Here is an 11,920-nt window from a genome sequence, read left to right on the forward strand (position 1 = left end):
CGGCGACCAGCGCCGCCACCACCGCGGCACCCCGCGCGTCGGTGACACCCCCCAGGTGCGTGCGGGCGGCCGCGACCAGGTCGGCATCGCTGTGCGAGGAGGCGAGCGCCTGCTCCACCCACTCCGCCTGCTCCGCGATCAGGGCGCTGAGCTTCGCCGGTGCGTTCCGCGTCGGCGCGGTCGTCGCACGGGCGACGCCGCCGCGGCGGGGGATCAGGATCCGCCGCCAGGCGTCCGGCAGGACGAAGGTGTCCTCGTCGAGCGGGGCGTCCGGCGTGCCCGGGGTCTCCGGGAGGTCCGTGGTCGCGGTCGTGGTCGCGGGGGCGCCCTGGGGGGCGGGGGAGTCCGGGGCGACGGGGGCGGCGGCCGCTCGGGTTGCCGCGACCGGCTGCGCGGGGGTGGGCGCCGTACCGGCGGTGGCTTCGCGGTAGCCCTTGCGCTCCTTCTCGGCGACCGTCTTGGCGAAGTGCGCCTGCGCCGCCTCCGCGGTCGGGAACTCCTTGCTCTGCTCCCGCCCGTCGGTGCCGGACCGGCCGTAGCGCACGGTCACCACAACACCGTCGACCGCGGCCTCCCAGAACTTGTCCGAGCCACCCTCGACGAACTCCCAGCGCCGCACAGCTCCGCCCTCTCCTCGAACGGTTGATCAGGGGAGGAACAGTAGCCATGCCCACCGACAGGGCGTCCGCCGGGCTCAGCCCCGCCACGGGAACGCCGTCCGCGCAACGGAGACGGGCCGCGGCCGGCCGCACTGCGCGCGGAAGCCGCCGCTGACGGTGCTCTCCCTCCCCGCCCATGCAGCCGTGCTCCGCGTGCCGGTGGACCGGCCCGGCGTGGGACCGGTGGCCGTCCGCGTCGAGCTCGGTTCCGCTCCTCCCGGCGAAGGCTTACGGCGGGCAGCTGCCGAGCTCGGCCGCGACGGTGCGGGGCTGCCACAGAGGCGGGCGGGAAACGCAGTTGCCGCCGGCTGTTCGAGTCGGGATCATCTCCGCGCGTGACACACTTCATCGCCCCGCTCGTCATCTTCCTGATCTTCGCCGTGGTCCGCAGCATGCGGAGCGGCTCAGGCGGCAGTTCCTCCCCGGCGGCGTCGGCCCCCGCCCGGCGGGCGCCGGTGTCCTTCGACGCCGCCGCGTACGGCCTGGTGCCGCGTGAGGCGCTGGACGCGCGCCGGTCCGGCCCGCCGCAGAGCGAGCGGGCGCGCGAGGAGTCGCAGGAGCTGGCGAACACCGTCTGGGGCGGCGACTGGCGGGCGGCCGCCGCGTACATCAAGGCGGCCGGCACCGACTGGGACGAGCACTGGAACCGCTTCGAGCTGCTGCGGGCGATCGCCCGCGAGGACGACGCGTGGCTGACGAAGTGGCGCGACGCGGACCCGGGCGACTGCGACGCGGCCACCCTGGAGGCGGACCTGATGGTGCACCGCGCCTGGGCGGTGCGCGGCTCGGGGTACGCCCGCGAGGTACCGGCGGAGCGGATGGCGGAGTTCCGGGCGCTGCTCCCCGCGGCGATCGAGGCGGCGCAGCGGGCGACCCGACTGGCGCCGGAGAACCCCGGTCCGTGGGTGGTCATGGTGACGGCGGCACGCGGCGCGCAGTACCAGCCGGACCGCTTCCGGCCGCTGTGGGCCGGGCTCGTCGCCCGCGCCCCGTACCACTACGAGGGCCACTGGCAGGGCATGCAGTACTGGTGCGCCAAGTGGTTCGGCTCCGACAAGCAGATGACGGAGTTCGCCGAGCGCGCCATGGACGGCGCGCCGGCCGGCAGCCCCCTCGCGGGCATCTACCTGCACGCCCTGTCGGAGCTCCGGGAGCGCCGCTCCGCGCTCCCGATCGGCCCCGAGGCGCGGCAGCGGCTGTGGGCGGTGGCGGACGCGCTGGCCGAGGTGCCGGCCGACAACGACAAGCTGCCCGGCCTGCGGCAGCTGCTGGCGTACCACCTCGGTGAGGCCGCGATGTACGAGGCGGCGGTGGAGCAGTTCCGGCTGATCGGCCGCTGGTGCGGCGCCGAGGTCTGGGCGGATCAGGGCGATCCGGTCGAGGCGTTCCACGCGGCCCGCGCGGTCGCGGTGACGAAGGCCGGGCTGAAGCCGCTGCCGCCCGAGGAACGCCCGACCAAGAACACGGACGCCGCCTACCACTGACCCGGCGAACCCTTACGTGCCTTTGGCCGCTGAGCGTACAACCACCTGCAAAGACCATCGCGTGCGTGCGGGCGGGGTCCGGCTCTTCACTGCGGCGGGCGATGAAGGACGGCCCGCTGATGCGGTCGCGTGAGCTGTCGGGAACGACTGCTATGCATGCGGCATGGCCGTGTACGAGGACCGGTTCGGCTGGACCGCTGAGGAGGACGATTTCCATCCGGTCCTCACGCTCATCGAGGGGATCACCGAGGACGAGGTGATACGGAGGTTCGGCGGCGCTCCGGACGCTGCCGGACCTCTTTCGCTCGACGAAATCCACGGTCGTCAACCGGAGTATCCCGAGCGCCGCGACCACGTGGGCGTGGGCACGGTCGGCGGTGTCGTCTTCGCCCTGGAGTTCGTCGGATGGACCGGAGCGGTGCCCGGCGTGCTGCGCGACCTGTCGCGTGGTGGGAGGTGCTTCGGGATCCACCTCGATGTCCATGGCAGGAGCACCGTTCACTACGCCGTCGACGGTGGCCTCGTCGTCCATGAGGAGGCCTACGGGCCCGTCACGCCGCTACGGGAAGGTGACACGCGCTGGGACCCCGCGTGGTGCGACGGCCTGATCGACGTCACCGATCCGACCGAGTTCTGGGGCCCGAAGCTGTTCCTGCTGGCCGAGCGCGTGATGGGCACGACCATTGAACGACCGTGGTTCACCGGGCCCTTGAGGACGGCGGAGATCCCCAACGCCGAGGTCTTCGAGAACACGCCCGCCTGGGACATTCCCTGAAAGGAGGGTCTCGGCGACCACCCGGGCCCGAGTCGGTGGAACCGGATCTCCCGGAGGGCGGGCCCGTTCCGCCCGGCTCGACTACTGTGACTGCTCGTGGTCGAATCCGAGATCGAGATCAGCGAGGATCTGGTCCGCGCTCTGCTGCGGGAACAGCATCCGGACTTGGCCGAGTTGCCGATCCGTGAGGTGGCGGGCGGCTGGGGCAACCAGATGTGGCGGCTCGGGGACGGGTTGACCGTCCGGATGCAGCGGATGGACGACTCGCCCGAGCTTCAGCTCAAGGAGCGTCGCTGGCTGCCGGTGCTGGCCTCGCGCCTGCCGCTTCCGATCCCGACACCGGTGCGCGACGGTGCACCGTCCGAGCGGTTCCCGAAGATCTGGACCGTCATGACGTGGGTCGAGGGCACGCCGCTGGACCACGGCTCCATCACCCGCGGCGACCACGCGGCCGACGCCCTGGCGGCCTTCCTCAAGGCCCTGCACGTGGAGGCCCCCGCCGACGCGCCCACGGCCTCGGACTTCGGCGCTCACCCCAAGGACTGCACGGACGGCTTCGAGCACTTCCTGCAGGCCGTGGACCTCGGCCCCGTCCCCGAGGACGACGTTCGGGCCGTGTGGGACGACGCGGTCGCGGCCCCTGCGTGGGAGGGCCCGCCGGTGTGGGTGCACGGCGACCTCCATCCTGCGAACGTCGTCGTCGCGGACGGCACCCTGGCGGGCGTCGTCGACTTCGGCGCGCTCTTCGCCGGCGACCCGGCGTGGGACCTCGCGGCCGCCTGGCTGCTGCTCCCCGCCGGCGGCGCCGCACGGTTCTTCGACGGCTACGCGCGAGCGGACGCGGCGGCGGTGCGGCGGGCGCGCGGGCTGGCCGCGATGAAGAGCCTCTTCCTGATGCTGATGGGCCAGAGCGGGGACCGCGGCCTGCCCGGCGGCAAGCCGGAGTGGCGGCCCGCAGGCCGGTCGGCGCTTGATCGTGTCCTGAACGGCCGCTGAGAGGCCCCGTCCCGCGATCAGTGCGGGGCGGGGCCGGTCTCGGCGGTGGCGGCCGGTCGGGACTACTGGCAGAACTCGTCGAACACGGCGGTGAGGTCGGCGGCCACGGCCTGGGCGCTGCGTCCTTCGATGCGGTGGCGCGGGACGAAGTAGACGAGTTCGCCGTCCTTGAAGACGGCGAACGACGGGTCGGACGGCGGGATGTCGGGGAAGTAGCCGCGCATCTTCGCGGTGGCCTCCACGTCCTGCTCGGCGAAGACGGTGAAGAGCCGGTCCGGGTGCTTCCCGTCGCTCTCCAGGGCGAGGCGGACCCCCGGTCGGGCCATGCCCGCCGCGCAGCCGCTCACGCTGTTGACGGCCACCAGGGTCACGCCGGTGTTCGCGCCGTCCATCGCGGCGTCGACCTCGTCCGCGGTCATCAGTTCCTTGAACCCGATCGACGTCAGTTCTTCCTTCATCGGCTTGATCAGCAGCGGCGAGTACGGCATGGCGGGCGGCTCCTCACGCAGAGAGATGAATCCTGTACGAAGCGTATCCGTGGTCCGGTCGCAGCGCCGCGTTCGACCGCTCGGTCCGGCCGCGTCGCCGGTCCGCCGTCCCGGGGCACCACCGCGCGCCGACTCGCCGACCCGCCGACTCGGTGACTGATGTCCTGGCAGAGCGCCGGTCCCGCCCCGCGAGCAGTGCGGGGCGGGACCGAGTCCGTCGGCCCGATTCGCCGGAGGTCGCCGGTCCGCGCCCGGGCGCCCCCCGGGGACCCGGGTCGCTGGTGGGTGCGGGGTCAGAGCCAGCCGTGCTGGGCGGCTTTGATGCCGGCTTCGAAGCGGCTGGTGGCGTTGAGGCGTTCCATGAGGGAGGACATGTGGCGGCTGACGGTGCGTGAGGAGATGCCGAGGCGCTGGCCGGCGGCGTCGTCGGTGAGGCCGGCGGCGAGGAGGCGGAGGAGTTCGCGTTCGGTGCCGGTCAGGCCGCTGGTGGGGTCGGTGGGGCGGGTCGCGCCGAGGGGGACGGCGGTGTGCCAGGCCTGGTCGAACAGGTCGAGCAGGGCGGTGAGGATGCCGGGCTCGGTGACGTGGAGGGCGCCCTTGCGGGTGTCGGTGGGGTCGACGGGGACGAGGGCCTGGGTGCGGTCCACGATGATCAGGCGCTGGGGGAGGACGGGGGCGGTGCGGACCTCGCTGCCGAGGCTGAGGAGCCAGTGGGCGTAGGCGGTGGTGTGGGGGTCGTTGCGGGTGGCGTCCTGGTAGAGGGATTTGATGGTGACGCCGCGGGCTATGGCGTCGGCGTTGGCGGGCCGTCCGGCGGCCAGGTCCTCGGGCCGCATGGCGGAGCCGGGGTGGACGCCCAGGACCTCGGTCTGGGCGTCGCGGCCCATCTGTTCGAGCCGCGTCTGGATGGCGTCCATGCCGAGCAGGCGCTGTCCGTGGGCGGTGCGGTGTTCGGCGCGGTCGGCGACCATCCGGGTGACCGCGGCGCGGGAGGCGGCCAGCTGGGCCTGGCGGGCGGCGAGTTCGGCCTCCTGGCGGGCGAGCATGTCCGCGAGTCCGATCTCGGGGCTGACGGCGCGCATCCGCCCGGGGTGCTCGGTGGACCCGCGGACCAGCATGAGTGCGGCGAGTTCGTCGAGGCTGTCGTGGACCTGGGCGGGACTCAGGTCGCAGGCCGCGGCCAGTTGGTCGACGCCCATGCCGGGCTGGTCGAGCATGGCCTCGTACACGGCGCCCGCCACGGCGGTCAGGCCGACAGTCTCCAGCACGATGTGAGCCCCCCAGCTGCACCGATTCACTTGATCAGAGCGACGAGTCGATACGTCTCGTTTCGCTTCGCACATGCTGGTCGAACGGGGTCGACCGCGTCAAGACGGGGCGGACCGTCTCGTGAAAGAATCCGTGGTCATGGCCCCCGTACCGAATCCGGATCTGCGCAACCCCCGCTCCCACCGCGCCATCCTCGACGCCGCTCTCGAACTGGCCGCCCGCGACGGCTACGCCAAGGTCACCGTCGAGGCCATCGCCGCGGCGGCGGGGGTCGGCAAGCAGACCATCTACCGCTGGTGGCCCAGCAAGGCGGCCGTCGTCCTCGAAGCCCTCAACGACCGCACCGGACCGTTCTCCGGGGTCCCGGACACCGGCGACGTCGTCGCCGACATGGGCGCCGCGGCCCAGGGGGTCATCGAGGCCCTGGGCACCGACCTCGGGACGATCTGGCGCGGCCTGGTCGCCGACGCCCAGGGCGATGCCCGTCTCGCCGGCGACCTGCTCACCGAGTTCCTCGAGCCGCGCAACAAGAGCTGGCAGGACCGTCTCGACAAGGCCGTCGCGGCCGGCGAACTGCGCGCCGACGTCCCCACCCGCACCATGGTCGAACTCCTCTTCGGCCCGGTCTACTACCGCCTCCTGCTCGGGACCGACCCCCTCGACCCGGACGACACCACCGCCCGCGTCGAGTGGCTCCTGAATGGCCTCCGCGCGCGCTGAGCACGGCCCGCCGCGCGGCGGGCAGGTGCAACTGCCGCTTGTCGCCGGGGGAGTGTCCCGCCCGTGCGCCGCGCGGTCGGCCCTTCCACCTGCAGGCTCGGTACCTGCCGACTGTATTGTCATGGACATTATCTAATGTCGGTATCTCGCCAGGCGAGTTGGCGACAGCCGGAAACCCTTTCCGGGGGTTCCGGCCTGGGCGAAGCTATTGATCGCCGGCAGGGAGACAGTCCCGGACGGCAAGCCGGACGGAGCGTCAACCGCGGGACGCACGACCGGTGAAGAGCGAACCCGTCCGTCACGTCACCACAAGGAGTGCCGCCATGATCCGCACCCGTATCGCCCAGGCCACCGCGGTCGCCGCCCTCGCGCTGGGCACCGTCGTCCTCTCCGCGCCCACCGCCACCGCCGTCCAGGACTCGGTCACCCCGTCGGTCACCGCCCCGTCCGCCACCGCGTCCTCGTCCGACAACCTCACCTGGGGGTGACGGAGGCATGGACATCGTCTACGCCAGCCTGAAGCGCAGGCGGCCCGAACCCGCCCGGGCGGGGGAAGCGGCCGAGGTCGTCGGGGCCCTGTGGGCCCACGCCCGGCCCGTGGACGGTCTCGAACACGCGTCGGCCCGCAGTGAGGACGACCGCATCGACCTCCTGCTCTACCTCCTCACCCGCACTCCGTCCGACCCCGAGGCGCCGGGTGCCGTTCAGCGAGCGGGTGCCCTGCTCGCCCGCTGCCACCGGGCCTCGCCCCTGCTGCGCAGCCGCTACCTGGCCCCCGACAGCTCCCCGGCTCCCGACAGCGGCGCAGCCGATGACACCGCCACGGTCCGCGACGACCGCAGCGGCTGACCGTCCGGAAGGCGTCACCGCCGGAGCACCCGCGCATCCGATCACCAGGGCGCCCTGACGCCCTGACGCCCTGACGCCCTGACGCCGAGGCGTCCGGCTGTCCGGAGCGCATGACCGCTCGGCCGCCGCACACCGTCACATCCCGCACGCCGCCGTCTCCCCGGGTGAGCGCTGTTCCTCGTAGCGCGGCTGCTCCGGCCGGTCGGAGTTTCGAGCACCGGATGTGCACCGCACTCACGGACCGCCTTCCCCGTACCACGGATCCCGTGCGCCCAGCGCGCCCAACGCGTCCGGCATGCCCTCGTCCCACGTCCCGGCTGCTCCTGCAGGGCAGCCGTCCGCGCCCCGGACCGGGCCATGCCCAGTCAGTTCACTCCTCCGACCATTCGTCGGATCAACCTCGATGGGAATCCCTCATGTCCGTTCGCAAGCGCACCGCCGTCGCCGCTGTCGCCACTGTGCTCTCCGCCGGCCTCGCCTCCGCGGCCCTGGTCGTCCTGCCCGCCCACGCCGACACCGTGGTGTCCGGCTACCAGTCGGTGACGTCCACCGGCACGCTCGGCGGCGGCGCCGCGCCGGGCGGCCCGGTCACCCGCTCCCAGGCGATCCAGCGCGCCCAGGACTGGGTCAACAACCTCGTCCCGTACAGCCCGCACGGCCTCCAGTCCCCGTACGGCTGGTGGGCCGACAGCGCGACCGGCGGCCGCTACCGCGAGGACTGCTCCGGGCTCGTCTCGATGGCGTGGCAGCTGACGAGCAGCCTGACCACCGACAGCCTCCCCTCCGTCTCGACCCGGCTGGCCAGCCTCGATGACCTCAAGCCCGGGGACGCGATCAACAGCGCCACGCACGTCGTCCTGTTCGCCGGCTGGACGGACGGCAGCCACACCAACGCCAATGTCTTCACCGAGTCGGGCACGGACTACCCGACCCGCTACACCACCTACTCGCGTTCGTACCTGAAGAGCCTGGGCTACTACGGCCTGCGCTACAACAAGATCGTCGACTCGTCGGAGCCCCAGGGCTACCCGGACCCGGCGACCCTTCCCACCGGCACCCTGGTGAAGTCGCCGGGCAACCCGACGGTCAAGCTGATCATCAACGGGGCGGGCCTGGCCGTCGCCGGATCGGACGTCGGCCCGGACGGCTACGACCTGAGCCGGGTCGTCACCGTCGACGACGCCAAGTTCTGGGCCCTGCCCAGTTCGCTCCAGTCCGGCAGCGTGGTCCACGACCAGGCCGGCGGCAACAGCCGCTACGTCATCGTCGGCGGCGCCGCGCTGCCGATCACCGGCGCGGAGTGGACCGCCGACGGCTACAACACCGTCGCGGACATGGGCGTGCCCACCTCCTGGCTGAACAACGCCCTGAAGGCCACCCTGCCGGCCGGCATGGTGGTGATGGACCAGGCCGGTACCGACGCGAGCCGCTACGTGATGATCGGCGGCGCCGCCCTGCACATCTCCGCCTCCGAGTGGACCGCCGACGGCTACAACACCCAGCCCCTCATGGGCGTCCCCGGCACATGGCTCGCCCAGGCCGCCACGAAGACCCCGCCGACCGGCACCGTCCTGATGGACCAGTCCGGCACCGACGCCAACCGCTACGTCATGGTGGCCGGTGCGGCCGTGCACATCTCCGCCGACGAGTGGACCGTCGACGGCTACAACGGGCAGTCGCTCATGGGCGTCCCCGGTGGCTGGCTGGCCGGCGCGGTCGACTCCACCGTCGCGGACGGCACCCTGATCAAGGGCCAGGCAGGCGCCGACCCGAGCGTGTACGTGATGGTCAACAACTCCGCCCTGCCGCTGACCAACGCCGAGTTCACCACCTCCTACGCCAACCAGCCGGTGGTCGGCGTCCCGGAGACCTGGGAGGCCGGCGCGGTGGGTCGTCCGCTGAAGAACGGCACCGTGATCAAGAACGTCTCCGGCGCCGACCCGTCCGTCTACGTGATGGCCGGCGGCATGGCCGTCCCGCTCGGCTACGCGGACTTCACCGGCTTCGGCTACGACAAGCAGCCGCTGCGGCCGGTCCCCGGCACCTGGGAGGCCTCGGCCGCCGCCAAGGCCGCCCCGAGCGACGGCACCCTGCTGCAGTCGTCCGACAGCACCACGGTCTGGCAGGTCGTCAACGGCGGCAGCAAGAAGGCCGCCACCGCGGGCTCCTACAACGCCACCGACGTGGTCAAGGTCCCGACCGCACTCACCACCAAGCTCCCCACCGTCACCCAGTAACCCCGCGCCCGCACCGCGCCCGCGCCAGCACGAGCACCGCACCAGCACCGCGCCCACGGGGCGGCCCGGCCCGCCCGGGCTGCCCCGCGCACCGCCCCGCCCGACCTCGACCCGCTCCGTTCCAGGGGGGAACCCGTCATGACCGCCAGTGCCCGCAAGAAGTCCGTACGCGCCCTCACCGCCACCGCGCTGCTCGCCCTCACCGCCCCGCTCGCACTCGGCGGGCACGCCTCCGCCGCCTCGGTGTCCACGTGGGACCGGGTCGCCCAGTGCGAGAGCGGCGGCAACTGGTCGATCGTCTCGGCGAACGGCCTCTACTACGGGGGCCTCCAGTTCTCCCAGAGCACCTGGCTCGGCTACGGCGGCAGCCAGTACGCGCAGTACGCCAACCGCGCCACCAAGCAGCAGCAGATCCTGATCGCCGAGAAGGTCCTCGCCTCGCAGGGCGAGGGCGCCTGGCCCCACTGCGGTCCGCTGGCCGGCCTGGGCGGCGACCACGCCGACCCGTACCCGGCCACGACCTCCTACCCCACCCCGTCCTCGTTGCCGAGCGGCACGCTCGTCAAGTCGCCCGGCGGACCCTCGGTCAAGGTGATGATCGGCGGGGCCGGCCTGCCGGTGGCCGGCTCGGACGTCGGCCCGGACGGCTACGACCTGAGCCGGATCGTGCTGGTGGACGACGCGGCGTTCAACGCCCTGCCCACCACACCGCCGGCGGGCACGGTCGTCCACGACCAGGCGGGCGGCGCCTCCCGCTACGTGGCGGTGGCCGGCGCGGCCCTGCCGATCTCCGCCGCCGACTGGACGGCGGACGGCTACAACACCCGGCCGGACATGGGCGTCCCCTCCTCCTGGCTCGCCACCGCCGCCGCGAGCGGACTGCCCAGCGGCCTGGTGGTGATGGGCCAGTCCGGCACCGACGCGAGCCGCTACGTCATGGTCGACGGCGCCGCCCTGCACATCTCCGGCGCCGAGTGGACCGCCGACGGCTACAACACCCGCACCCTGATGGGCGTCCCGACCGACTGGCTCAAGGCCGCCTCGGTGAGGACGCCGTCGAACGGCATCGTCCTGATGGACCAGTCCGGCACCGACGCGAGCCGCTACGTCATGGCCGCCGGCGCCGCCCTGCACATCTCCGCCGACGAGTGGACCGCCGACGGCTACGACACCCACACCCTGATGGGCGTCCCCGGCGCCTGGCTCGCCACCGCGGTCGCCCGCCCGGTGGCCGACGGCACCGTCGTCAAGAACGCCTCCGGCGCCGACCCGAGCGTGTACGTGATGGCCGGCGGCATGGCCGTCCCCCTCAGCTACGCCGACTACACCGGCCTGGGCTACGACAAGCGTCCGCTGACCCCCGTCCCCGGTGCCTGGGAAGCCGCCGCCGCGGCCAGGACCGCGCCGAGCAACGGCACCCTGCTCCTGTCGCCCGACAGCGCCACGGTCTGGCAGTGCGTCAACAACGGCGGCAAGAAGGCGCTGACCGCCGCCGACTTCGGCCCGGGCAAGCTCAGCCTCAACGACGTGGTCAGCGTCCCCACCAGCCTCACCGTCAAGCTCCCCACCGCCCGGTAACCCGCACCCGGCCAGGGGCGTCCGGTCCACGGACCGGACGCCCGCTTTTCCGTCCCCCCGGCCCGGCGCCCCGCCGCGCAGGTCGGGTCGTCGGCGCGGCCGGCTCCACCGCCGTTCCCCCGGCTCGGCGGGAGGGGAGTCACGGGGGCGGCAGCGCCGGACGTGCGCGGGCCACCGGGCGGAGGCGGGCAGAGGCGGGCAGAGGCGGGGGGAGGCGCGGTGCGTGGGAGAATCTGTGGCGAGTCGCCTTCCGGTGGCCGTCCGTCCCTCCCACCGTCAGGAGCAGGTGTGTCCGAGCCGCTCGGTCCGCAGGCGCGCATCGCCGAGGCCATCGGCCCGGCCATGGTCACGGGGCTGCACGGTGCCGTGCTCCGGGACTCGGAGGGGGAGCGACACATCGCGGCGTGGGTGAACTGGATCGCCGAGGTGGTCGCGGTCCAGGTCGTGCAGCCGATCGCCGACGAACGCGATGCCTTCGCGGACCGGGTGGACACCCTGAGCGATGTGGCCAAGCGCAACAAGGAGGGGCGCCGGGACGCCCTGCGGGACGTGAGCCGGCTGGAGGCGCGGGTCGCCGAACTGGAGGCGGAAGTGACGCTGCTGCGGGCCGCGGCCGTCGCCGATCCCGAGGCCTGAACGGTTTCGTGCGGCGCCGCACCGGTGGTGGCCGACGGCGTCGGCGGGCACCTCACGGCGAAGACCCGAAATCGAGAGAGGGGAGTCGGCACATGGCGGAGCGGACCGTCTCCCGCCGGGCCGTCCTGGCGGCCGGCGTGCTGGGTACGGCCGGCCTCGCCGGGTGTTCGGGCGGCGGGGCGGGGTCGCAGGGCTCGCCGCGGGCGACGGGCTCGACCGGGGCCGCGCC

12 protein-coding genes are annotated in these 11,920 nt (G+C 73.3%); 9 read left to right on the top strand and 3 right to left on the bottom strand.

Annotated features, from left to right (window positions below; genetic code table 11):
• Positions 1 to 619: WGR domain-containing protein (locus ABZ641_RS15100; protein ID WP_359982078.1), on the bottom strand; the 619-nt coding region annotated here is incomplete at its 3' end.
• A gap of 375 nt (positions 620 to 994) precedes the next feature.
• Here ABZ641_RS15100 and ABZ641_RS15105 point away from each other — a divergent pair.
• The 3 genes from ABZ641_RS15105 (at position 995) to ABZ641_RS15115 (ending at position 3,914) form a co-directional block, all read left to right on the top strand.
• The gene (locus ABZ641_RS15105; protein WP_359982081.1) at positions 995 to 2,143 is read left to right on the top strand and encodes a hypothetical protein; all 1,149 of its coding nucleotides are present in this window, start codon (positions 995 to 997) and stop codon (positions 2,141 to 2,143) included.
• 163 nt (positions 2,144 to 2,306) lie between these two features.
• Complete coding sequence (locus ABZ641_RS15110) at positions 2,307 to 2,918, top strand: DUF6461 domain-containing protein (RefSeq protein WP_344624902.1); 612 nt, start codon at positions 2,307 to 2,309, stop codon at positions 2,916 to 2,918.
• 96 nt (positions 2,919 to 3,014) lie between these two features.
• Entirely contained in the window at positions 3,015 to 3,914 is a 900-nt protein-coding gene (locus ABZ641_RS15115; protein WP_344624903.1) for a phosphotransferase, read from the top strand.
• Positions 3,915 to 3,976: 62 nt separating this feature from the next.
• Here ABZ641_RS15115 and ABZ641_RS15120 read toward each other — a convergent pair whose 3' ends face one another.
• Together ABZ641_RS15120 and ABZ641_RS15125 are read right to left on the bottom strand one after the other, a co-directional pair.
• Positions 3,977 to 4,402: a BrxA/BrxB family bacilliredoxin gene (locus ABZ641_RS15120; protein ID WP_359982083.1), complete on the bottom strand. Its 426-nt coding sequence runs from the start codon at positions 4,400 to 4,402 to the stop codon at positions 3,977 to 3,979.
• Between the two features lie 293 nt (positions 4,403 to 4,695).
• Positions 4,696 to 5,670, bottom strand: coding sequence for a LuxR C-terminal-related transcriptional regulator (locus tag ABZ641_RS15125; RefSeq protein WP_359982085.1), 975 nt, complete (start codon positions 5,668 to 5,670; stop codon positions 4,696 to 4,698).
• A gap of 139 nt (positions 5,671 to 5,809) precedes the next feature.
• Here ABZ641_RS15125 and ABZ641_RS15130 point away from each other — a divergent pair, with 139 nt between their 5' ends.
• The 6 genes from ABZ641_RS15130 (at position 5,810) to ABZ641_RS15155 (ending at position 11,691) form a co-directional block, all read left to right on the top strand.
• On the top strand, positions 5,810 to 6,391 hold the full coding sequence (locus tag ABZ641_RS15130) for a TetR/AcrR family transcriptional regulator (RefSeq protein ID WP_359982087.1): 582 nt from the start codon (positions 5,810 to 5,812) through the stop codon (positions 6,389 to 6,391).
• A 323-nt stretch (positions 6,392 to 6,714) separates the two neighbouring features.
• Positions 6,715 to 6,879: a hypothetical protein gene (locus tag ABZ641_RS15135; protein WP_344624907.1), complete on the top strand. Its 165-nt coding sequence runs from the start codon at positions 6,715 to 6,717 to the stop codon at positions 6,877 to 6,879.
• Between the two features lie 7 nt (positions 6,880 to 6,886).
• Positions 6,887 to 7,240 carry a hypothetical protein gene (locus tag ABZ641_RS15140; protein WP_344624908.1) on the top strand — a complete coding sequence of 118 codons (354 nt, stop codon included), beginning with the start codon at positions 6,887 to 6,889 and terminating at the stop codon, positions 7,238 to 7,240.
• A 416-nt stretch (positions 7,241 to 7,656) separates the two neighbouring features.
• Positions 7,657 to 9,477 (top strand): hypothetical protein, encoded by a 1,821-nt coding sequence (locus tag ABZ641_RS15145; RefSeq protein WP_359982090.1) that lies wholly within the window; start codon positions 7,657 to 7,659, stop codon positions 9,475 to 9,477.
• Positions 9,478 to 9,615: 138 nt separating this feature from the next.
• On the top strand, positions 9,616 to 11,055 hold the full coding sequence (locus tag ABZ641_RS15150) for a transglycosylase family protein (RefSeq protein WP_359982093.1): 1,440 nt from the start codon (positions 9,616 to 9,618) through the stop codon (positions 11,053 to 11,055).
• Between the two features lie 288 nt (positions 11,056 to 11,343).
• Positions 11,344 to 11,691 carry a hypothetical protein gene (locus ABZ641_RS15155; RefSeq protein WP_344624911.1) on the top strand — a complete coding sequence of 116 codons (348 nt, stop codon included), beginning with the start codon at positions 11,344 to 11,346 and terminating at the stop codon, positions 11,689 to 11,691.
• Positions 11,692 to 11,920: the final 229 nt, after the last annotated feature.

The sequence above is a fragment of the Kitasatospora sp. NPDC007106 genome, from assembly GCF_040634455.1.
Taxonomy (GTDB): Bacteria; Actinomycetota; Actinomycetes; order Streptomycetales; family Streptomycetaceae; genus Kitasatospora; species Kitasatospora arboriphila.

Excerpts from the sequence above, each read along its gene's own strand:
- ABZ641_RS15110 (WP_344624902.1), top strand. The coding sequence starts at position 2,307 with ATGGCCGTGTACGAGGACCGGTTCGGCTGGACCGCTGAGGAGGACGAT.
- ABZ641_RS15120 (WP_359982083.1), bottom strand. The coding sequence starts at position 4,402 with ATGCCGTACTCGCCGCTGCTGATCAAGCCGATGAAGGAAGAACTGACG.
- ABZ641_RS15130 (WP_359982087.1), top strand. The coding sequence starts at position 5,810 with ATGGCCCCCGTACCGAATCCGGATCTGCGCAACCCCCGCTCCCACCGC.
- ABZ641_RS15135 (WP_344624907.1), top strand. The coding sequence starts at position 6,715 with ATGATCCGCACCCGTATCGCCCAGGCCACCGCGGTCGCCGCCCTCGCG.
- ABZ641_RS15140 (WP_344624908.1), top strand. The coding sequence starts at position 6,887 with ATGGACATCGTCTACGCCAGCCTGAAGCGCAGGCGGCCCGAACCCGCC.
- ABZ641_RS15145 (WP_359982090.1), top strand. The coding sequence starts at position 7,657 with ATGTCCGTTCGCAAGCGCACCGCCGTCGCCGCTGTCGCCACTGTGCTC.
- ABZ641_RS15150 (WP_359982093.1), top strand. The coding sequence starts at position 9,616 with ATGACCGCCAGTGCCCGCAAGAAGTCCGTACGCGCCCTCACCGCCACC.